Origin of the sequence: Virgibacillus sp. M23 (assembly GCF_034190895.1) — a bacterium.
In the GTDB taxonomy this organism is placed as follows: domain Bacteria; phylum Bacillota; class Bacilli; order Bacillales; family Amphibacillaceae; genus Virgibacillus; species Virgibacillus salarius.
This window is the reverse complement of record NZ_JAWDHA010000061.1, coordinates 1-21,335: the sequence shown is the minus strand read 5'-3', so window position 1 is coordinate 21,335 and position 21,335 is coordinate 1. Positions and strand designations below refer to the sequence as shown.

The following is a 21,335-nucleotide window of genomic DNA, read 5'->3' as shown; positions in this document are numbered from 1 at the left end:
GTGGCGATTACCCAAGAAGCCCCCACTTCAAGCAACCCGTAAGGGTGGTAAGTGGTGGGAGTAGTTCACTATACTGATTTCGTTATGTTCCATCCTCATTAGGTTTAGTCGCGTAGGCTTTAGAAGTCTAAAATTCATGTTTCGTTACGGCTAATTGAATAATCACTCCAAAGGGATCTCTTACAATACCATATCCAGAACTAAATGCATTTTTTTCAAAGGGTATTAAAATGTGGACGTCTTCATGCTTTAGAAGATTTGCATAGATAGTATAAATCGCGTTATAGTCCTTTGCTTGAACACATAAAGACGAGCTGTTATCTAACTGCCAGGAGCGGGTTTGATCCATTGCTTCCTCGGCAATCATCAGCTTGTTCGATCCAATTTGTAAGACAGAATGTGTAATATAGTCCTCTTGCCCTTTTGCGTACGTAAACTTTGGGTCCATGTCCTTCATTTCTTTATAAGTTTTTTTGAATAGAACCGTAGCCTCTAAATATTGCTCATAAAATGCAATTGCTCTTGCTCCTTGTCCGTTTAAAGATAGGAAAGGAATAACCTCAACATTCATTGAAATGCCTCCTTCGTTTGTTATACTGATGAGTATATAGAATAAAGGTGACAACTATTGGCACTATTAAGGGGGATTTTATGAAAAAAAGTGAGCGCTTAAATCAAATGCTTCGTTTCGTTAATCAACGGCAACGTTTTACACTAAAAGATGTCATCAATGAATTTCAAATTTCGAAACGGACTGCACTTCGAGATATAGCTTCACTTGAGGAGATGGGCGTACCTTTATACGCCGAATATGGGAGATACGGCGGATACCGTTTAGTAAAACCAATTACTTTGCCGCCGATTTCATTTTCAAGTCAAGAAGTGTTCGCGCTTTATTTTGCCATGCAGGCACTACAGAGCTTTACGAGTACGCCATTTGAAATATCCTATCGTTCCGTTCATGAAAAGTTTTTAGAAGGACTCACGACAAAACAGCGAAAGCAAATAGATAGCTTGCAAAAACGAGTCGCATTCTTTCATGCAGAGCAGCTACATGAATGTGCTTATTTAGAAGAGCTTCTATTAGCTTCGACTAATAATCAAATTTTGTCGATAGTCTATACCACAGAAAAGCAGACGACAATTCGCCGTATTCAACCTATTTCTATCTATACTATGAAGGGCTATTGGTATTGCCAATCTCTTGATTTGAATAAAAAAGCGTATCGTGTCTTTCGCTGTGATCGGATAAAGTCAATAGAGGTAGTGGAGGATGTGGATATGATAGACGTAGAAGGTATCACTATAGAAAATGCACATGTTTTCTGGAAGCCTACAGATCAAGCTATTCCGTTTAAATGTGAGATAACAAAAACAGGCATCGAGCAATTCATACAGAGCCAGTTCCCCTCTATGAAAATAAAAGAAGAACATAATGATTATTATTTGGTCGGAACTTATGAGCCTACTGAAGTAGACTTTATCATTCGTTACCTAGCTAGCTTTGGAAAAACCATACGAATTGTTGAGCCTGTTTCGTTAAAAGAGCAACTAAAGGCGTATTATTTAGATTTAATTAATTATATATAAAGTGGGAGATTTTTTGGATGTAACAAGGGTGTTCCTGCTTAAAAAGTACCTGATACAATTTCTCCTTTAAACATCGTTGCTGCTCGCTGTGATCTTCTAGCTACTGCTTCAGCAGAACAGCTTGCGTCCACAAAAACCATATTCGCATCATCTCCAAGGCAAGGCCATATTTGCTTACCTTCAAGATTTAACGGTGTTTTGCCATCCGTAATATAGGAAAGTGTTTGTGCGAGTGCGGGTTCATCTATCCACGTAAAGATTTCTGCTAATCGTCCCGCTCGTTCTAATATATCGCCATTTCCAAATGGTGACCAAACATCAAAAATATTATCACAGCCAACTGCAACCGGCACATCTTTACTGTGTAATAAGTCAACAGGTGGAACTCTTCGATTAATGGGAACACTTGTAATAATGGTTATTCCTGCTTCAGCCAATTGCTCTGCTACTTCCATTGCCTCCGAAGGAGAGATTTCACCGAGACCAAATGCATGGCTAATAGCAACCTTACCTTGTAAACCGGCCTCCTTGGTTAGCTCTGCTAATCTTTTCATAGTGAAGATACCTAAATGGTCTGGATCATGTAAATGTAAATCGATACCTGCGTTACCTTCGACAGCAAGCTCGACCATGGCTTGTAAAGATGCTTCAATATCACCATCCACTGTCGCAGGATCAACTCCTCCTACAAACTGAGCACCTTGCTTTAAAGCTTCTCTAACTAAATGTTGTACACCTGAACGTAATAATCCATGTTGTGGAAATGCAACAATCTCAGACGTTAATTTTCCTGCAAAAGCTTGTAATATCTTCTGAACTTCTTCAAAGTGCTTTAGGCCAATTTCTGGATAAATATCTACATGGGTACGTACATGTGTAACACCATACATTAAATAGCGATTCAATAATTTTTCTGCTCTTTCTTGAATGGTCGTATCTAAAGTTTGTCGTGTTTCTTTTTCTAGTTTAAGTCGATCAAAAATAGTAGGCGCGGGGGTTGCTGAATGCCATTGGTCACCTAGTAAGGTCTTATCTAAATGACAATGTTGTTCAACAAAAGATGGTAGCATTAACAAGTGATTTACATCTTTTTTGGGAAGATGCTCAGGCAGTGATTCATTAGCAGATATAATTTTAGCGATTCTTCCGTCACAAATCTTGAGGTGAAATGCTTCCGTTTTGGTACCTGTAATTGAATTATTAGTAACCTGATAGCCAGTTTCCAATCTAGCATTGGTTAGCCAAAAAGTAGAACTCATATTTTTTCTATCCTTTCTCTTTAACGATTACATTGCTCCTGCAACAATCTTACCTTTATATAAAACTGCCATTCGTTGCGCTCTCCTAGCAACGGCTTCGGCAGAACAGCTTGCATCTACAAAGACAAAGTTAGCATCGTCCCCAGCTTTTGGCCAAATCATCTCTCCATTTTGATTTAATGGCGTGATTCCTCCAGTAATAAAGCCTAGCGCCTGCCCAAGTGATTGCTCGTCTTTGAGATGAAAGCGTTCGGCAAGTGTTCCTACCTTTTCTAGGCTGTCTCCTTTTCCAAAGGGAGACCAGTGATCGATGATACTATCGTCACCAAGTGATACCGCTACTCCTTTTTCTTGTAAGCGGGATTGGGATGGTTCTTCCAAGGGGTACAGAAGAGGTGATTGAAATACCATGGTGTGCTAATAAAGCTGCGACCTCACTTACCTCTTCAGTTGCTATGTCTGCAAGAGCTAAGGCATGGCTAATAGTGACTCTTCCCTGCCAACCAGCTTCCTCCGTTAATGCTGCCAATCGCCTACATGTAAAAATACCAAGGTGACCAGGATCATGCAAATGTATGTCTATATCTGCATTAGCCTCAATTGCAAGGTCGAACACAGTTTGTAACGATTTCTCAATATGATTATCAATCGAGGCAGGATCGATACCACCTACGAGTGAAGCTCCAGTTTTTAACGCTTCTCTCATGAGAGATACGGCATCGCTACGTAATAGCCCGTGCTGTGGGAAAGCAACGATCTCCACAGAAGCTTTATCTTTGAACGTTTCTAGTGCTCTTAGCGTCGCTTCTAAATTATTAAGACCAATAATTGGATCGACATTACAATGTGTACGAATATGAGTGGATCCTGACTGCAGTAAGAGGTTGATTAATATTCCTGCTCTTTCTTCGACCACAGGTAGTAATTGGCGAAGTAATGTTTCCTCTTCTTCAAGTCTTGTCCATATCCCTTTGGTTGCCAGTGTTGGTGCTCTCCAATTACCCCCATAGTAAGTTTTGTCGATATGAATATGCATATCTCTGAATGCTGGTAGCATTAAATAATGCTTTGCATCGTGCCTTGGGACGTTCGTATCCAAAGGAATATTTGCTGGGATTATTTTATTAACCTTTCCATCTACAATACGGATATGAAAATGTTCTGTCTCCGTACCGATAATCATGCTATTTCCATAGCGGTAGCCCGTTTCTAATCGGACATTTGTTAACCAATAATCATTTTTCACTTCTTAATTCCTCCTCTCTTGATATTAATTAGCTGACTTTGCATTGCTTAGAATAGCTACTATATCTTGATATCCGTTATTCTGTGCATGTTGTAGAGCGGTAATTCCCTCTCTATCTCCCATATCAATGTCGGCACCATGATCAACTAATAGTTTTACAATTTCTTGATGATCCTCTCCACCGTCACCTAGTATTACCGCCTCTAACAAGGCTGTCCAATGTAGATTATTAATATGGTTAACATCGGTATCCGAATGAGTCAGCAGTTCTTTAACGATATTGACATGGCCGCGTTCTGCTGCTGGGATCAGTGCTGTTCCACCAAATCGGTTTGTGAGATTGGTATCTGCTCCTGCTTCGATGGAGAGTTTTACAATTTCCAATAATCCTTCTGCTCCAGCATATAGAAGCACATTATTTAGGCTATCATCACGAATATCAATATCAGCACCTTGATTAATTAGGAGCTTTACTGTTTCTACTCTATTATGATAGGTGGCTGCAAGCACAGGTGTAGTTCCGCTTCTGTTTGTTGCATCGATGTTAGCGCCAGCTTTAAGCAGTTTTAGAACCTCGTTCGTATTTCCTTTCTCAGCTGCATCAAATAATTGTCGATTCAATGTGTTCACCTTCTTTTCTGTGGAGTGATGGTTGGAGGAACTTGGAAATTCATGGCATCCAATTAACAGAAAGAAACATAATATTAGGATAAATCGATACATGAATATAACTCCTTTTTCCTTTTATCCCGACATATAACTGGTAGTAAGCTCCTCACTTGGGGGATAAACAAAACCCCCACTGAAGTAAGTTTCACTTTATACTTTTTATGCTACCATGGTGTTAGTTATATGAAAAATATTTAAAAAATTAATTTTACTTAACTTTTTCATATAATAAAAGTGGAGGTGTTAAAATGGATATTAGACAGTTGCGATATTTTATAGCGATTGTAGAGGAAAAAAAGATCTCTGCCGCTGCTGAAAGACTTCATATTTCCCAGCCACCATTAAGCCAGCATTTAAAAGCGATGGAAGAGGAGTTGGGTTCAAAATTAGTAGAAAGAAGTGGCAAGTTTTTTGAGGTAACCGAGGCAGGAAAAGCACTCTATAAATATGCCTTACGAATGAACCAATTAATGGAAGAGGCAAAAATGGAAGTGAAGGATGTAGGACGTGGATTATATGGAACGTTGACGATCGGTATCAATACCTTTTCTTTTGCCGGTCTCGCGGACATTCTTCGTCAATTTAAAAGACAATATCCGAATGTTACTTATAAAATTCAACAAAATGAATCGTTGCATCTTTGTAAATTAGTTAGGGATCGTAAGGTAGAACTAGCGATTATTCGTTTACCGCTTGATATGGATGATTTCTCTGTTGTTCATCTTCATGCAGAACCGTTTTATTTTATCACATCGAATAAGCACAATGTATTCACACATGAAGTATCGTTTGATGAACTTGAACATTATCCTTTACTACTACCAAGTACAGAAGGGTTAGGTGTGCATTATTTAATTATAGAGGCTTTTTCTCGATGTCAACTACAGCCAAATATGGTTGGTGAATGCTCGGATATTACCTTGTTAATGGATTTAATTTCATCTGATTTTGCTACATCTATTGTACCAGAGACCTTACTTAAACAGCATAGCGGATACCCGATACATGCTTATAAAATCTCTGATGCAGTTGGTTTATCTGGATCGGTAGGTTTAATATGGTTAAAGAATCATGAATTGTCGAAGACTGCGCAAAATTTTGTCCAAATGATAGAACAACAAAACACGAATCGTGCAAAGGAATAAGGAGGTTTATATATATGAGATGCTGTTGTGAAAATGGGAAAATAGATCATTTGAAAATGGAAGGTGATGAGGGTGCAGATCCGTTCTGGTGCAAAAAATGCGGCTGCAATCTTGATATAGAGGATATACCCATATCAGGAGAATTAACGAAAGAATTAACGCTTTGGATAGCAGCATATGGGAATTGGATAGATTGGGAAAACGATAAGTTGCGAATAGACGCAATTGAACTTGAGAAAAGATTTAATCAAACAGGTGTAAGATTAATGGAATGTGTAAAGAAGGAGCTTGGAAGCTCTTATACCATCGAATTTATTCCATCAACAACCGTAGTGATGTATTCATAGACGTTTTAAGCAGAGGGGAAGAAGAGATTCAACGCGTTATCCATTCTTTGTTTAGTTAGTTTGCGATAAATATAAATATATAAATACTTTCCTTAACGATTCAGTTGCATTCCGAATTAGGGATGCTTTTTCTTTTTGATATCCGAGTATTATCTGTGTTTCTTGAGGAATATCTTCACAAGAATTGGAGAAACTAACCACGAATATTGCTGAAAGGAGTTTATGCCATGAATCAATTAACGCAGACGGAATTAGAGAACCTTCGAAAAATGATCGGCGAGCATGGAATGATAGCCAATAAGTTAGAGACCTACGCTCAATCAGCGACCGATCAAGAATTAAAGTCCATGTTACTTCAAGACGCTCAAGCAGCTAGACAAGCACAGCAACAACTTTTACCATTTTTACAATAGGAGGAAAAAGATGTTACAGGATAAGGATATTGTGAATGACTATTTAAACGGATTAAATGCGAGCCTGAAAAGTTATGCAGGCTACATTAGTGAGGCTAATAATACACAGCTTAGACAAACGCTAATAAATTTAAGAAACGGGGATGAATCTCGCCAACGAAAAGTATATAGTTACTCGATACAAAATGGTTTCTATAAACCAGCACAAGCAGCATCCCAACAAGAAATTCAACAGGTACAATCGGAATTGAGTGCTGGGCAATAAGCATGAAAGAGTATCAATAGTCCATCGACTATCCGGTACTCTTTCGTATACATAGATGTAAAGTTATATAGATTCAACTTAAAAACCATCCTGTGCTATGATGGAAGCAGGAGGGTAAATGGATGATTTACATAGGATTAACAGGGTGGGGGGACCACTATTCTCTGTATCCGCCACAGATAAAGCCGAAAGATAAATTACCTGAATATAGTAGCCATTTTTTAGTAGTAGAGGTTGATGCCTCTTTTTATGCAGTACAGCCTGTTCGTAATGCTCAAAAATGGGTGAGGGAAACACCAGATAATTTTCGTTTTGTTGTAAAAGCTTATCAAGGTATGACCGGGCATCAGCGCGGTGAAGAAAATCCCTTTGAATCGAAAACAGAAATGTTTCAAGCATTTATAGATTCCTTAAAGCCGTATCAGGATGCCAATAAATTAGCAATGGTTCTATTTCAGTTCCCGCCATGGTTTGAGTGTAATAAGGACAATGTGAATTATTTACGTTTTTGTAAGAAAATGCTGGGAGAGATTCCAGTCGCACTTGAATTTAGAAACCAATCATGGTTTAGTGACCAGTATCGTAACAGTACCTTATCCTTTATGAAAGAGGAAGGATGGATTCATTCTATAGTGGATGAGCCGCAAGCAGGTGATAGCTCAATACCAACCGTCCCTGAAGTAACGCATGAAGACCTGACACTCATACGAATGCATGGTAGGAACGTTCACGGCTGGAATAAACCAAGCAGTGCGGAAACGAATTGGCGGGATGTTCGTTATCTTTATAAATACAATAAAGCAGAACTTTCAGAATGGAAAAACAGAATTTCTGAACTACACAGGCATAGTAAGGACATCATGGTTCTATTTAATAATAATTCGGGTGGCGATGCAGCCGGTAATGCAAAGGAGCTTCAAGAAATGCTGGGAATACGCTATGACGGACTCTCACCAAAGCAATTAGGTCTATTTTAATGGTCAGTGTGATACGATGTATTCTGAAAAGATTGCGTAAACGAAAGGACATAGCCTATTAATCTAAACAAACAGGCTATGTCCTTTACTGTTCATATTCATATAAAAAGATTGTGTTGGACTAGTCTACACTAGTTAATAAAAGATTTGGCACCAATATAATGATTTTGCCAGTAGTCGATGCTAATATCTGCTACACGCACACCGTCATTTCCTGCGTGAATCATTTGATTGTTACCAATGTAAACCCCACTGTGCGATGCTCCTTCAGTATCATAAGTTCCCTCAAAGAATACTACATCTCCAACGTTAGGAGCGCCTACATGGACACCGTCATTCTCCCACATCTCACTATGGGTTCGAGAAACATCGATACCGACTTGCTTAAATACATAATTAATAAAACCACTGCTGTCCATGCCTTTCGTAGTAGTTCCACCCCACACATAAGGCGTGCCTATGACACTTTCTGCAGTAGCAACAATATCAGATTGAATGTTTGTTGAATTAGAATTTCCAGCTTCTGTAATAGTTAAATCACCAGATGGATTGCTTGCAGGTAATGCTAAAGCTTCAGATGTATTCGGCCCTACTAGTCCGTCAACTTGTAGTTTTTTGTCTGCTTGAAAATCTCTTACTGCTTTTTCAGTAATAGGACCAAATATACCGTCAACTGTATATGTATAGTAGCCCTTGTCATGAAGCGTTGCTTGTAAATCCTCTACTGCTTGGCCTGTATCTCCAAGCTGAATAAGTGAGAATTCATCTACGGTGGTTTTCCGGACATTAGGAATATTGCTCTCATTAATGGTAATATCCCCTTCTGAAGAGCCTACACCTGCATTGGCAAATACACTTCCACTAAAAATAGGAGTAAAAGCTAAGGAAGTTACTAATGCTGCAGAAATTGCATATTTTCTTGTTGTATGATTGGACTGTGCCACTGTTTTTCCTCCTCTATATAGGTTTATCTCGTTCAATAATAAAACTGGCGAAACAGGGTCTGATATATTTCGACAATTTAACTATCCTAAATGTAACAAACGAAAATATCAGTGAGTTAACATAGAATTTAAGGGGAAATAACAAATTATGATAATAAATTACATTTATGTCAGTAACATTACGCTAATTCTCCTCCATTTAGTCAATGCTACACCGATAATAAATAGAGTAATAGAGATACTACAAGCCGCGAGTGTCCATTGAAAAACGGCTCTGTTGTCCTTGTACAAAAATAGCAATAACAGTCCAAAGAAATACAAATGGATATATGATATCTTCCTTCCCGATGAAAATGGTAATGGCTACGATGCTGACTGCAATTAACGTAATTTCTGTTCATCCCAATTCTCCTAAACTAAAAAAGGAAGTGAAATCATTTCTGGTGAGGTAAGTAAATACATTAACTTATACTAGCTAAAGAAACCCATCCCGAATAGATAGAAAAGGGAGTGCGATCAAAGAGACTGCTGGCAGAATTAGTATTAACACGATAATAAATCGAAATAATAGATAAAAGTAATAGGAAAATGATAACAGTTTAGAGTAAAATTTTTTCCTGAGTAAATGCTAAAATCCAAGCCCCATTTAGAATAAAGTTTATGAAAAAGGGATTAAAAAACTATGTGATTACCACTTGTTTTTTCCTTGGATTTGGTGTAGCATATATAAAAATTAAACGTTATGAAAAGGCAATGAAGAGGACATGAGTTACTTTAGACGGTTTCCAGAGAAGGAAGAAATGCTGAAAACTTCCTAACCTATAATGTAAGTTACCACCTCTGAGGCTGTATTGGGGAAATAAAGTATCCAGTACCGTGAAGCTACGTTACAGCGCCATAAGCCAATGAACGCCTATTGTTTATTGGGAAGTTGGGTGGAACCACGAATTAACACATTCGTCCCTATGTTAGGGATGGATGTGTTTTTTGTAGTCTCTAGGAAAATATAAAAAATTGGCCCATGTGGATAAATAGGGGCGTGTTGGGAAGCGCCCAGAAACGATTGGACTTCACGAATCGCTTTACGATAAGTTATCATCGGTTCGCAAGCTCACCGTGATTCCTTTATCTTCGTTGACTCGCTCCAGTCCCTACGTTTCTAATCGGGCGCTTGCGCTTTCGCTCTAAGCAAGTTAATTGTATGCGATCGAATGGCGATGAAGAGGACATGAATTATTTTTTGCCGTTACCAGAGAGGGAAGGAAAGCTGCGATCTTCCTAACGAAGGAAAATGATTTACCACCTTGGAAGCCGTATTGGGGAAATAAAGTATCCAGTACCGTAAAGCTACGTTACAGCACCATAAGCCAATGAACGTAAATGGTTCATTGGGAAAATGGGTGGAACCACGGGTAAGACACTCGTCCCTGTACTAGGGATGGGTGTTTTTTATTGTAGCCAAAATGAAAAGATAATGAATATTATTAAGGAGGATCTAAAATGAAAAATTCAATTCATATTCAATTTCCGGATGGAAAAGCAAAAAAATATCCGAAGGGGATTAGACTTACAGATGTAGCATCATCCATTAGTCAAAGCTTATCCAAACATGCAATTATAGGAAAGGTTGATGGTAGATTAGTCGATTTAAGCTACCGATTAGAAGCGGATGCATCTGTTGCTATATTAACAATGGATTCAGCTGAGGGTATTAAAGTTATGCGACATTCGACTGCCCATGTATTAGCCCAAGCGGTAAAAAGGTTGTTCGGAGGCGTGAAGCTAGGAATTGGTCCAGTCATTGACAATGGCTTTTATTATGATTTTCAACTTGACCATAGCTTGAGCTTGGATGATTTTCAGCTTATCGAAAAAGAAATGAAGAACATTATTCAGGAAAAGCTAGAAGTGAATCGAAAGGTAGTATCCTATGAAGAGGCTGTCCAGGTATTTAAGGAGAAAAAAGAGCCATTTAAACTAGATTTACTAAACAATCTACCGAAGGATGAAGAAATAGCACTGTATCAGCAGGGAGAATTTATTGATTTATGCCGTGGTCCCCATGTGCCGCATACTGGCTTTATTAGAGCATTTAAGCTATCGCATATCTCAGGAGCCTATTGGCGAGGTGATAGTGAAAACGAGGTTTTACAACGTATCTATGGCTTTGCCTTTAAGAAGCAGGCAGATTTAGCCAATCATCTTCATTTCTTAGCAGAAGCCAAAAAGCGAGATCATCGGAAATTAGGAAAGCAATTAGAGCTTTTTATGTTTTCCGAAGAAGCACCAGGAATGCCGTTTTACTTACCAAATGGTCAAATTATTCGTAACGAATTAGAGAATTTTTCTCGAGAAGTACAAAATAAAGCAAACTATCTAGAAGTACGTACACCATTAATGATGAATCAACGTCTGTGGGAACAATCAGGACATTGGGATCATTACCATGAGAATATGTATTTTACAGAAGTTGATGATACGGATTTTGCACTGAAGCCAATGAACTGCCCTGGACATATGTTGATGTTTAAAAATAATCTTTACTCGTACCGAGACTTACCAGTTCGAATGGCGGAGTTTGGTCAGGTTCATCGCCATGAATTTAGTGGTGCTTTAAATGGAATGCTACGTGTACGTACATTTTGTCAGGATGATGCCCATATCTTTGTAAGGGAAGATCAAATAGAAGAAGAGATTAAGCAAGTGTTTCATCTGATTGATCATGTTTATCGTACATTTGGTTTTTCTTATTCGGTGGAACTCTCCACACGTCCAGCCAATTCTTTAGGGGATGACCAGCTATGGGCAGTTTCAGAAGGGGCATTATCAAATGTGCTTCATGATCTAAATATTGATTATCAGCTCAATGCTGGAGACGGGGCTTTCTATGGTCCGAAAATCGATTTTCATATTAAAGATGCCTTAAATCGAAGTCATCAGTGCGCAACAATTCAGCTCGACTTTCAAATGCCAGATAAATTTGATCTATCTTATATAAGTGAAAACAATGAAAAGGTTCGACCTGTAGTCATTCACCGAGCAATCTTCGGTTCTCTTGACCGATTCTTTGGTATTCTTATTGAACACTTTGCTGGTGCATTTCCAATTTGGCTAGCACCAATACAGACACAAATCATTCCTGTATCAAAGGTCCATGCTGAATATTGCTTTCATGTTCAAGCGAAACTTAAGGAGCTAGGGATAAGAGTAAAAATAGATGATCGAAATGAGAAGCTGGGATATAAAATTAGAGAGGCGCAGATGAAGAAGATTCCTTATATGCTAGTTCTTGGAGATAAGGAAATAGAAAATAAAACAGTAAATGTTCGTGCTTATGGTAAGCAGCAATCCGAAAGTATGGATGTAGATAAATTTATCGAAAAAATGATTCATCAAATAAAACAAAGAGCGCTATAGTAGATAGGATAAAATTTGACGTAATAAAAAGAATGACCTCAATCTGTTTTGGGGTCATTTCTAGATTTCTCGGGGTACGCTCTAAAATTTCTACCGCTTCGTTAGTGAAAAATTCATGATATCACTCCTCTTATATCAACCATATTATAGCAAGGTATACGTAATTCGTTGCGTGAATAGTTAGAAAATAAAACTAATTGATTATTTTAAAAAGGAGAGGGTTACCTTATACTGAGAATAATCAAAAGGATATAACGGAATGGGGAATGATACATGTTAAAGAGCGCAATTGTTATAGGTGGAAGTGTTGCTGGAAAACTAGCTGCAAAGGCCTTATCAAGATATTGTCAGAAAGTAATCATCTTAGAGGCAGGGCCAAATTGGGAGGAAAAAACACCAAGAAAGCGAGTACCGCAAACCTATCATCCGCATGTTCTACTAAAAGGTGGAGAAGAGGCCATCGAAGAATTGTTCCCGTGTTTTCTTGATAACTTAATTGCGGATGGGGGAATTATCAATAACTTTACTCGAGATTTAAAATGGCATCATTTTGGGTTTTGGAAACAGCGATTTACTGGGGAACTAGTGATGGTACAACAGAGTAGGCCATTGTTGGAATGGCATTTACTGCAGCGGATTAATCAGGTGGAAAATATAGAGGTCAAATATGAAACACGTGTTGAACAACTATTGGCCAATGAACGCTATAGCAAAGTTACAGGGGTTAAAGTAAAGTATCTGCAAACACAAGAGGAAGAATCCATTGCTGCTGACTTAGTAGTTGATGCTAGTGGATTTGGCTCTAGGAATATGGAGTGGTTAAAGCCGTTTCGTATACATGTGAAAGAGGAGAAGGTCGCGATTAAGCTTTTTTATGCTACCCAATATTTTCGTTTGCAGCAGGAGGAAGAAATGGATTGGTGTAATCTATTGATCTCACCTAGCTTTCCTGAAAATCCCTATGGAGCTTTTATTCAATCTGTAGAAGGTGGACGATTTTCTATAACCTTTAGTGGTTATGCTAATGAACAGCCTCCAAAAACGGAAAAAGCATTTCATGCGTATGCCAAAAAAATACCAGTACCTGATGTTGCGCAATTTCTCGAAAAAACGCAGCCGATTTCCGAGATCAACATACATAAGATACCCTATCAAGTATGGCGAAGATTTGATTTAGCCAATGTACCAGCTGGTCTCTTGGTTGTAGGTGATGCCCATTGTCGTTTTGACCCAGTTTTTGGACAAGGAATATCCGTTGCTGCCATGGAGGCATTAGCACTCCAATCATGTTTAGCTGATCAGGAAAATATGGATCATAAATTTAATAAGGCATTTCATAGAAGAATAGCTAAGCTCATATCTACTCCGTGGGATATGGCAACCACGGAAGTGTTGAGACATCCTGATATTAAGGGGGAGAGGTCTATTATTTTACCATTTAAGCAGTGGTACACGAGAAAGATTTATGAGTTATCCGCTATAGATCCTGATATTTATCTTCGATTAGTAAAGGTCATGAATTTGCTACAGCCTCCAATGCATCTTTTTCATCCAACAGTAGGAAATGCCATTTTGAAAAACAAGATAGCGCATAAGAATAAATAAAAAAACTAGCAATGCTATGCAACCCTAAAAAGTTTATCCCGCATTTAACTGGCAGTAAGCCTTCAATTTATTTTCGATTTTTTCCAATAATTTTATTGCGGTTGATATAAATCGATGATATCCTTTTCAAAGGAGGAGATCGTTATGAGATATATGATCATGAGAACGCTATAATCCATTTGCTTTTTTTCGGAGGTACATAATTATTTCCGAAAATATCAGTTATCTCAAGAAAAAAAGCAACTATGGAGGCGTAGACTATGAAACAATTAATAACCAATAAACTGACGGAAGTGCAAGAGAAGATTAATTATTCAGGGACAGTGCTTGTGAAAAACGAAAGGCAAGTCTTAGCAAAAATACAAGCAGGCTACAGAAATCGGGCAGAGCAACTGCCAAATGAAATGGATACTAAATTTGGTATTGCTTCTGGGTGTAAATTGTTTACAGCGATTGCTATTTGTCAGTTAGTGCAAGCTGGAAAGCTATCTTTTCATGATCATCTAAAGGATTGCATCGGGATGGAGCTACCACTTTGGGACGATACCATTACGATACATCAGTTACTTACACATACTGCTGGGGTACCAGACTATTTTGATGAAGAAGTGATGGATGATTTTGAAGAATTATGGAAAGAGCAGCCCATGTATCATCTAAGACAATTACGTGATTTTCTTCCTCTTTTTCATAATCAACCGATGAAATTGAAGCCGGGGGAGCGGTTCCACTATAATAACACGGGCTATATATTGCTTGGTTTGGTAATTGAACATATAAGTGGACAGGAGTTTACTGCCTATATAAACGACCATATTTTTCAAAGAGCGAACATGCATGATTCGGGATATTTTTCATTCGACCAGTTGCCTGGACAGACAGCTTTAGGGTATATAGATGAAGCAAATGGAAGCTGGCGAACGAATCACTATTCTTTACCTGTTCGTGGCGGGGCAGATGGAGGAGCTTTTGTAACCGTAGAGGATATGGCAAAGCTTTGGAGTTCCCTGCTCAACCATCAATTATTGAATCGAGATCTTACGAAGCTGTTATTTACTCCTCATGTACATGAGGAAGGAAATACGTATTATGGGTACGGGGTCTGGCTTGACAAACAGGATGACTCTATCTTCAAGTACCATGTAATGGGCTATGATCCAGGAGTTAATTTTAACGCTTGTTACTATCCGAAAAATGATATTATATTTGTTGCATGCTCTAATACTTCGACAGGATCATTTCATGTGATGAAGGAATTAGAAAATAATTTATAAAAAATTGGCAGTTCCGTCTAGGGCTGCCAATTTTTTATAGTATACTTATTTTACTTCCCACTTGTTAAGCAGCGATAACATAACTGCACCTTGTAGTGAGGGTATAAGGGTGTCTTTAGAAATGCATAATGACGTGGTTTCTGACATAGCTGTATTTAGTCATATACACTTAGTAACTTCTCCACGCTTTCTCATATTTTTCAATGAGACTAGGGCGAATAAGTGTGTTTATGTCAAGTGCTACTTCATTCCCTTTATCGTCCGTTATTTCCTGATCTATATCCTTCCCGAATGTTGTAAGACCTTGTAACACCTCATTCGTAAGGAATTTGGTATCTACAGAGATGTCAGCATTATCTAGCTGGACCTCTTCCCGTTTTGCCAACACAAACCCCCAATCTCCAAAGCTTGGGATATCGACATGGAGGTTATCTGTATACAGATTAGCAGCCTGAACAGTCTTATCTATTGACCAATATACCTCTGTTGCAAAGGTCGGACTTGTTGCTTGAATCATAATGGATCCACCAGACCTTAGATGATTCCTGAGCAGCTGATAAAACTCAAGCGTATATAGCTTGTTTAAAGACTCATTATTAGGATCTGGCAAATCTACAAGAATGACATCATATAAGGTTTGGTCCTTTTTTAAAAACTGAAAGGCATCCGTATTGATAATTTCAACCCGCTCATCTTGAAAAGCATCTTTATTCAAGCTAGTCAATTCATGATTTGTTTTCCCTATTTCTGTTACTCTTGGGTCTAGATCAACCAATGTCATCGATTTTACTTCATCGTATTTTTGTAATTCCCGCAGTGCCAGTCCATCTCCACCGCCAAGAACGAGTACCTTGTTCTTGGATGATGATGTAGCCATAGGCGTGTGTACTAATACTTCGTGGTAGCGATATTCATCTTCGGAACTGAATTGTAGCTGTCCATCAAGAAATAATCGTAAATCCCCTTGTTCTTTTGTTAAAATGACTTGCTGATAGTCAGTTTGTTCATTGTATATGATTGGATCTTTGTATAGTTTTTGTTCAAACATAAATGCAGTTTTTTCACCAAATAAAACTCCTAGCACCAGAACAAATAAAATTATTATTCCAGCTATCAAATGACGCTTAAAGGTAATTATTTCTTTTTTAAAATAGATTAATATCCAAAGTGCTATTACAACATTTATAATTGCTACAATAAATGCGGTTTTAACTAATCCGAATTGTGGGCGAAACAGATAGACAAATAATAATCCACCAATTAAACCACCAGCATAATCGGAGAAAAGTACTCTTGCTGTACTCTTTTGTACAGTTACACCAATTTCGTTTGCCTTGCGAATTAAAATAGGCAGCTCGACACCAGTTAACCCCCCAACTACTAAGGTAATGAAATAAAGGAAAAATGCATCCATTCCAGAGCTTAAAAATGCAGTAACACCGAATAATACAAAGGTGGAGAACCCTGCAAGCATTCCAATGGAATATTCAATCCAAACAAAGGATAGGATTAAATTTTTTGTTACTTTTTCACTTACGGAAGCACCAATTCCCATACCGGTTAGGAAAAGGGAGATCGTAAGCGTATATTGTTTCACGCCATCCCCTAGCAGATAAGATCCAGCTGCACCAAATAATACTTCAAAGATAATCCCGCAAATGGATACAATACCAGAAGCCCAGTAGATGGCCTTGCTTTTTTTCATATTTAAATCAGTCACAAGTAGGTCCCCTTGTATAAAAGATCTTTTTGTTGTTGTGTAAAGTTTACCCTGCATACAACTGGCAGTAATACCCCGACTTCACGCAACAGTGAAACTATTATAGGAAAGAGGGGGTAACAACTGCCAGTAAATGTCCGATTGGTTCAAGGGCCTTTAGGTCATACCCTTGTGGTACTAGCCATCCTTGGGGGTTAAACAAAACCCCCAAGGAATGAGGCTTCACTATCTTGCTAGTTTAACTTCAAATATGAGACAAAGTCCAAACAATAGACCCACAAGTCTATTATGCTATCATGCGTATTTACGTGTTCCTTTTATTCTCCCAAACTCGGTTCTGTTTAGAACGTGAATAGCACATATACATGTTTATAAATGGAGATGAGAGATAACTAAACCGAGCGTATATCTTAATAATGGGATGATTTCCACGGATACGGCCTAAGCAAACTCGGCTAAGCAAAATTCGCTTAGCCGAGTGGAGCTTTAAACTCATGCTGTTACCGCAGGATATGGAAGGCTCCAGCAGCGATACATCGCACGCAGATAAAGCGTTCTTCTATTTTCAAGGAGTCACCCATATTTTACCTGCATAATGAACGGACTATTGTTTCCATTCTTTTGGTAGCGATCATCACCATTTGAACGATAAAACGCTGAACTACTATCTGGATATAACGTCGTATACTCGGATTATAGCTTCGGTGTTTCCTTTATTTTCACACATGATTATTCATGTATAAAACGTTATGTTATGGAAGCACCGATCACGAATCCTAGTCCGATAGAGACACACATGCTAATGATGCCAACAGAAATGTTTCCTTTTAATAGCTGCTCTTCCACAGAGAATTTACGTGTGAATAATTCAAATAATAAGTATGCAAGCATCTGCAGTACAATCCCAACCGCACCCCAGATAATCGTATCTACGATACTAGCACTATGATAAATGGAGAATGCTAAAATAATACAAATACCAACAATTTTTCCTCCGATAGATAATGAGACTGCATGATTACCTTTAAGTACTTCATCCCAATCCTTATATTTCCTTGTCATTGCTTCAAAAATAGCTAATCCGATTAAAACAATCGCGATAGCAATGAGGAAGTATACAACTGTTAAAATAAATGGCTCCATGTTATTCATCCTTTCTCTTGTTACTAATCAACTTTCTTACGTTTTTCAAACTACTTTCCAGCCCCTGGACCGCCTCCGCGAACAGAAGATGATCTAACCGATTTAGAGGAGTCACCTGAATTCTTGTAGAAACCTCCTGAGGAAATGTAGCCTCCGTAACAGTCATTTGTATTCTTACATTTATTTTTCCTTTTCTTAGCCCAATCGTCAACATCTAGTACTTCGTCCAACACCCAAAGTGCAAATAACCCGTTAAAAAAGTTTGGATTATAATTATCACGTACGAATTGTTGAGAGGCTATTTCAACGGTAGAGTTATCTGGATCATTCTCATCCTCTGTAATAATAATAAATAAATCATCATAGACGAGTGCTTGCTTTTGATCGGTCTTCTCACTTACCTTGTTGGGCTCTTGATACTCCTGTAACTCAGTAACTACCTCATCAATGCTTTTATTCTCTGCTATGTAAATCTCAGAAACATCAGAGGAACTTTCTTGACTAGTAACAACATCCTGAAATGTATAATTTGTATCGATAAATTCAGCAATCCCATCTGTAAAAAATGATCCGGTCGTTGTTCCAGCTTGACTATTACCACATGCAGATAGCAGGAGCATAACAGATACCAAGATAAAGAAAAGTGATCGTTTCATAAGTTTCACCTTCTTTTTTGGAAATCTATCTATTAGAGACACTCAGGAGGATATTCCTTCTGAGTGTCTAGAATATACTTGTTAAACGCTGTACGTGTTTGTATTATTCTTTACCTAATTTTTTTTTGAGAGCAGCAAGCTCATCATCGACATCGCTTTTCTCTAACGCTTCAAATTCATCATCTAAGCTACGGTTTGAACTGCGTAAATCTTCACTGGTTTCAGCCTCTGCTTCAAATTTTAATACTTTCTCTTCCATACGCTCGAAGCCTTGTTTTGATTCATCGCTACCAATCCCAGATAAGGTACGATTCATTTTAGTTCTAGTTTTTGCCGATTCAGCTCTTGCTTTTAATGAATCTTTTTTGAGCTTCATTTCTTGGTACTCTGCTTTCATTTCATCAAGCTTATTGCGTAATGAAGCGGAGTCTTGTTTAGCGCGTTCATACGATTCTTTTAATGACTCAGCAGTTTGTTGATGCATCTTTTTGTCTTCTAGTGCGCGTTTAGCTAGATCGTCGTTACCTGCTTCGATTGCCTTAATCGCCTGTTCGTCTCGTTTTGTTACCATTTTTTGAGCATCTTCGTATTTCTTCTGCATCATTTTTTCATTGGCGATTTGTTTGGCAACAGCAGATTCTGCTTCACGAATATCCTCTTCCATGTCACGCATGAATTGATCAAGCATTTTCACTGGATCTTCTGCCTTATCTAAAACAGAATTTAATTCGGACTCAACAACGGTTTTCATTCGCTTAAAAAATTTGAACATGTTCATTCCTCCAAAATAGTATTTTATGTTACTTGCTAGCTATAATTTTCAACTCAAACTCTTCAATTTCGTAGCCTGTGCTAACTTCAATTTCATTGCCCCATTTTTCGATGGATAAGAATTTCTCTTCATCATCGTCGTAGTAATCAAAATAGTGACAAGTCATCCCTGATAGATTTTGACTACGGCCAACCCCTATTACTCTAGCGGTCCCTGATTCATCTAAGTAGTACGTTGTACCATCATATTCTAATTGTTTGGGGATCGGTTCTTGAAGCGGTAATTTAATCTTTTCATACATTCCGAGGTTGAGCTCATCATCCATTTCAACACTCAACCATATAGTTTTATGTGTACCCTCGAGCTGATATGCATGCCATTTAAAACCGTGATCATCGTAACTGATTTTTCCGACTACTTTATAGTCTTCTAGGTCAAAGGTTACAATGTCATTCATCTCAAGATTAAACATATTTCTCTCTTGTATTGGTTTATTGGTATCATTCTTTTTGCCAAATAAACGTCCCAATATACTCATCTATTCACCTCAACTTATCTTAGCATACTTTCATTATACTAGTACGAATGAAAAATGTATAAGTTTCAGATTTTATCAAAATGTTGAGGACTTTTGTATGGGACAGCATTTCGTTAAGTGGATACGACAGAACTAATTTTGGCTTAGCTGGCCCTTCTAATATTTTGTGATTTGTGAGCCTTTAAATCTTCTTCTCCAAAAAATCGACAATTACTTTGCCAATCTTTGATCGGTTTAGAATCAACTTTATATATTCGGCCACATCATTAAGCGTAATTTGGCTATTGTTATAAAAATTTAAAATCTCCATTTATATTTCTTTCCAAACGCTATATTTTCTCATAAAAAATCTCCCCAGTAGGCAAACAGATTTATTTTTTCATCTGTCTATCTATCGGGGAGCATATTAGTTTTATTTAAAATATGACTTAGGGTACTTTTTTCTGTCTCTCATTCAGTTAGGTCTCGCCATGTTTACAAGATTTCTTTTATCTATTTTTTTGATCAAGTTTAGTTTTCCCTTTCAAACCGTAATATACTATCCAAAATACAATTGGAACAAATAGTGAATAAATTTTATTTTCTTCTGGTAATAAAAACAATAGAGCTACAAATATAATAATTGCTGGCACCAACAGTATAAAATACTTTCGTTTATCCATATAGAATCTCCTTATAAGTAAATATTTCCCTTATTTCAGTTTAACTGAAGGAGGGAGAATTTTAATATTAATATTTCACTTGTTTTTTATTAACTTTAGTGGTTATTTTAGTCGTAATTCCACCGCGTTTTTTAGTTGAACTTTTGGGCATAGATGTTTTTATAGATGACGCCTTTCCATTCCACTCTTTAACAGATATCATACCACTTTGAATCGCAACATGAACTTTTTTTCCTTTTTTAGTTAATTTTAAAATTTGCTTTGCTCTTTTTTGAGACTCTAAAGTAGAAGCAACTCCCACTACTGAAATATAAGGACCTATTCCAGGGATAAAAGAGGCTCCAGCCCATGCAATTGTAGATTTATAACTAATATTCAACTTAGCAGCATATGCATTTGCATCAGCTTTAGTCATAAACATATCTATACCTTTACTGGTAGATTTATGACCTCCTGCCTGATAAGTAGTTGTTGCAGCAACATAACCTCTTTTAGGTTTTTTTGCTGCTTCTACTTCGTGACTAAATGAATCACTAAAAGAAACAAAAGTTAAATAAAAGCTATTAGAATCAATTTCATAATTGCTGTTTTTAAAAATGCATAGAGTTGTTCCTTGATGATTTTTAAGTTTTTTTAATAAAGATCAATTTTATTTATGCAGCTTTTAGCGTCTTATGTTTCATTTCTAGTCTA

20 protein-coding genes and 1 pseudogene are annotated in these 21,335 nt (G+C 37.6%); 9 read left to right on the top strand and 12 right to left on the bottom strand.

Features of this window, described 5'->3' with window-relative positions; genetic code table 11:
• Nucleotides 1–127 precede the first annotated feature (127 nt).
• Nucleotides 128–571 (bottom strand): VOC family protein, encoded by a 444-nt coding sequence (locus RVS70_RS17860; protein ID WP_026682114.1) that lies wholly within the window; start codon nt 569–571, stop codon nt 128–130.
• 80 nt (nt 572–651) lie between these two features.
• Here RVS70_RS17860 and RVS70_RS17855 point away from each other — a divergent pair, with 80 nt between their 5' ends.
• A complete protein-coding gene (locus RVS70_RS17855; RefSeq protein ID WP_321134275.1) occupies nt 652–1,590 on the top strand; it encodes a YafY family protein in 939 nt (312 codons plus the stop codon).
• A gap of 38 nt (nt 1,591–1,628) precedes the next feature.
• Here RVS70_RS17855 and RVS70_RS17850 read toward each other — a convergent pair whose 3' ends face one another.
• The 3 genes and pseudogenes from RVS70_RS17850 to RVS70_RS17840 all read right to left on the bottom strand — a co-directional run bounded on the left by RVS70_RS17850 (nt 1,629) and on the right by RVS70_RS17840 (nt 4,716).
• Nucleotides 1,629–2,849 (bottom strand): amidohydrolase, encoded by a 1,221-nt coding sequence (locus RVS70_RS17850; protein ID WP_026682116.1) that lies wholly within the window; start codon nt 2,847–2,849, stop codon nt 1,629–1,631.
• Nucleotides 2,850–2,876: 27 nt separating this feature from the next.
• A pseudogene (locus tag RVS70_RS17845) lies at nt 2,877–4,095 on the bottom strand (amidohydrolase family protein).
• 24 nt (nt 4,096–4,119) lie between these two features.
• Nucleotides 4,120–4,716 (bottom strand): ankyrin repeat domain-containing protein, encoded by a 597-nt coding sequence (locus RVS70_RS17840; RefSeq protein ID WP_321134277.1) that lies wholly within the window; start codon nt 4,714–4,716, stop codon nt 4,120–4,122.
• Nucleotides 4,717–5,012: 296 nt separating this feature from the next.
• Between RVS70_RS17840 and RVS70_RS17835 the strand changes: the two genes are divergently transcribed.
• The 5 genes from RVS70_RS17835 to RVS70_RS17815 all read left to right on the top strand — a co-directional run bounded on the left by RVS70_RS17835 (nt 5,013) and on the right by RVS70_RS17815 (nt 7,911).
• Nucleotides 5,013–5,909 (top strand): LysR family transcriptional regulator, encoded by an 897-nt coding sequence (locus tag RVS70_RS17835; protein ID WP_205389445.1) that lies wholly within the window; start codon nt 5,013–5,015, stop codon nt 5,907–5,909.
• A 14-nt stretch (nt 5,910–5,923) separates the two neighbouring features.
• The gene (locus RVS70_RS17830) at nt 5,924–6,256 is read left to right on the top strand and encodes a hypothetical protein (RefSeq protein ID WP_026682120.1); all 333 of its coding nucleotides are present in this window, start codon (nt 5,924–5,926) and stop codon (nt 6,254–6,256) included.
• A gap of 227 nt (nt 6,257–6,483) precedes the next feature.
• Entirely contained in the window at nt 6,484–6,669 is a 186-nt protein-coding gene (locus tag RVS70_RS17825) for a hypothetical protein (protein ID WP_026682121.1), read from the top strand.
• Nucleotides 6,670–6,679: 10 nt separating this feature from the next.
• On the top strand, nt 6,680–6,934 hold the full coding sequence (locus tag RVS70_RS17820) for a spore coat protein (RefSeq protein WP_321134272.1): 255 nt from the start codon (nt 6,680–6,682) through the stop codon (nt 6,932–6,934).
• Nucleotides 6,935–7,056: 122 nt separating this feature from the next.
• On the top strand, nt 7,057–7,911 hold the full coding sequence (locus tag RVS70_RS17815) for a DUF72 domain-containing protein (RefSeq protein ID WP_026682123.1): 855 nt from the start codon (nt 7,057–7,059) through the stop codon (nt 7,909–7,911).
• A 131-nt stretch (nt 7,912–8,042) separates the two neighbouring features.
• Here the strand turns inward: RVS70_RS17815 and RVS70_RS17810 are convergent, their stop codons facing one another.
• Entirely contained in the window at nt 8,043–8,855 is an 813-nt protein-coding gene (locus RVS70_RS17810) for a C40 family peptidase (RefSeq protein WP_026682124.1), read from the bottom strand.
• 1,500 nt (nt 8,856–10,355) lie between these two features.
• Between RVS70_RS17810 and thrS the strand changes: the two genes are divergently transcribed.
• The 3 genes from thrS (at nt 10,356) to RVS70_RS17795 (ending at nt 15,151) form a co-directional block, all read left to right on the top strand.
• Nucleotides 10,356–12,272, top strand: a complete 1,917-nt coding sequence (gene thrS, locus RVS70_RS17805) for a threonine--tRNA ligase (protein ID WP_228088849.1) — start codon at nt 10,356–10,358, stop codon at nt 12,270–12,272.
• Nucleotides 12,273–12,545: 273 nt separating this feature from the next.
• Complete coding sequence (locus RVS70_RS17800; RefSeq protein ID WP_321134269.1) at nt 12,546–13,877, top strand: NAD(P)/FAD-dependent oxidoreductase; 1,332 nt, start codon at nt 12,546–12,548, stop codon at nt 13,875–13,877.
• 260 nt (nt 13,878–14,137) lie between these two features.
• A complete protein-coding gene (locus RVS70_RS17795) occupies nt 14,138–15,151 on the top strand; it encodes a serine hydrolase domain-containing protein (RefSeq protein WP_026682127.1) in 1,014 nt (337 codons plus the stop codon).
• 169 nt (nt 15,152–15,320) lie between these two features.
• Here the strand turns inward: RVS70_RS17795 and RVS70_RS17790 are convergent, their stop codons facing one another.
• The 7 genes from RVS70_RS17790 to RVS70_RS17760 form a co-directional block, all read right to left on the bottom strand.
• Entirely contained in the window at nt 15,321–16,928 is a 1,608-nt protein-coding gene (locus tag RVS70_RS17790) for a polyamine aminopropyltransferase (protein WP_051388371.1), read from the bottom strand.
• 690 nt (nt 16,929–17,618) lie between these two features.
• Nucleotides 17,619–18,014: a DUF350 domain-containing protein gene (locus tag RVS70_RS17785; protein WP_026682130.1), complete on the bottom strand. Its 396-nt coding sequence runs from the start codon at nt 18,012–18,014 to the stop codon at nt 17,619–17,621.
• A gap of 50 nt (nt 18,015–18,064) precedes the next feature.
• Nucleotides 18,065–18,670 (bottom strand): DUF4247 domain-containing protein, encoded by a 606-nt coding sequence (locus RVS70_RS17780; RefSeq protein ID WP_321134265.1) that lies wholly within the window; start codon nt 18,668–18,670, stop codon nt 18,065–18,067.
• Nucleotides 18,671–18,773: 103 nt separating this feature from the next.
• Nucleotides 18,774–19,442: a PspA/IM30 family protein gene (locus tag RVS70_RS17775; protein ID WP_026682132.1), complete on the bottom strand. Its 669-nt coding sequence runs from the start codon at nt 19,440–19,442 to the stop codon at nt 18,774–18,776.
• 28 nt (nt 19,443–19,470) lie between these two features.
• The gene (locus RVS70_RS17770; RefSeq protein WP_026682133.1) at nt 19,471–19,980 is read right to left on the bottom strand and encodes a DUF4178 domain-containing protein; all 510 of its coding nucleotides are present in this window, start codon (nt 19,978–19,980) and stop codon (nt 19,471–19,473) included.
• Between the two features lie 488 nt (nt 19,981–20,468).
• The gene (locus tag RVS70_RS17765) at nt 20,469–20,642 is read right to left on the bottom strand and encodes a hypothetical protein (RefSeq protein WP_205389450.1); all 174 of its coding nucleotides are present in this window, start codon (nt 20,640–20,642) and stop codon (nt 20,469–20,471) included.
• Nucleotides 20,643–20,709: 67 nt separating this feature from the next.
• On the bottom strand, nt 20,710–21,057 hold the full coding sequence (locus RVS70_RS17760; protein ID WP_205389451.1) for a hypothetical protein: 348 nt from the start codon (nt 21,055–21,057) through the stop codon (nt 20,710–20,712).
• Between the last annotated feature and the right edge of the window lie 278 nt (nt 21,058–21,335).

Bases quoted from the DNA above. Each gene is read 5' to 3' on its own strand.
- RVS70_RS17855 (WP_321134275.1), top strand. From the start codon at position 652: ATGAAAAAAAGTGAGCGCTTAAATCAAATGCTTCGTTTCGTTAATCAA.
- RVS70_RS17775 (WP_026682132.1), bottom strand. From the start codon at position 19,442: ATGTTCAAATTTTTTAAGCGAATGAAAACCGTTGTTGAGTCCGAATTA.
- RVS70_RS17765 (WP_205389450.1), bottom strand. From the start codon at position 20,642: ATGGATAAACGAAAGTATTTTATACTGTTGGTGCCAGCAATTATTATA.
- RVS70_RS17830 (WP_026682120.1), top strand. From the start codon at position 5,924: ATGAGATGCTGTTGTGAAAATGGGAAAATAGATCATTTGAAAATGGAA.
- RVS70_RS17850 (WP_026682116.1), bottom strand. From the start codon at position 2,849: ATGAGTTCTACTTTTTGGCTAACCAATGCTAGATTGGAAACTGGCTAT.
- RVS70_RS17770 (WP_026682133.1), bottom strand. From the start codon at position 19,980: ATGAGTATATTGGGACGTTTATTTGGCAAAAAGAATGATACCAATAAA.
- RVS70_RS17795 (WP_026682127.1), top strand. From the start codon at position 14,138: ATGAAACAATTAATAACCAATAAACTGACGGAAGTGCAAGAGAAGATT.
- RVS70_RS17785 (WP_026682130.1), bottom strand. From the start codon at position 18,014: ATGGAGCCATTTATTTTAACAGTTGTATACTTCCTCATTGCTATCGCG.
- RVS70_RS17790 (WP_051388371.1), bottom strand. From the start codon at position 16,928: ATGCAGGGTAAACTTTACACAACAACAAAAAGATCTTTTATACAAGGG.
- RVS70_RS17815 (WP_026682123.1), top strand. From the start codon at position 7,057: ATGATTTACATAGGATTAACAGGGTGGGGGGACCACTATTCTCTGTAT.
- RVS70_RS17825 (WP_026682121.1), top strand. From the start codon at position 6,484: ATGAATCAATTAACGCAGACGGAATTAGAGAACCTTCGAAAAATGATC.
- RVS70_RS17760 (WP_205389451.1), bottom strand. From the start codon at position 21,057: ATGACTAAAGCTGATGCAAATGCATATGCTGCTAAGTTGAATATTAGT.
- thrS (WP_228088849.1), top strand. From the start codon at position 10,356: ATGAAAAATTCAATTCATATTCAATTTCCGGATGGAAAAGCAAAAAAA.
- RVS70_RS17800 (WP_321134269.1), top strand. From the start codon at position 12,546: ATGTTAAAGAGCGCAATTGTTATAGGTGGAAGTGTTGCTGGAAAACTA.
- RVS70_RS17820 (WP_321134272.1), top strand. From the start codon at position 6,680: ATGTTACAGGATAAGGATATTGTGAATGACTATTTAAACGGATTAAAT.
- RVS70_RS17835 (WP_205389445.1), top strand. From the start codon at position 5,013: ATGGATATTAGACAGTTGCGATATTTTATAGCGATTGTAGAGGAAAAA.
- RVS70_RS17780 (WP_321134265.1), bottom strand. From the start codon at position 18,670: ATGAAACGATCACTTTTCTTTATCTTGGTATCTGTTATGCTCCTGCTA.
- RVS70_RS17860 (WP_026682114.1), bottom strand. From the start codon at position 571: ATGAATGTTGAGGTTATTCCTTTCCTATCTTTAAACGGACAAGGAGCA.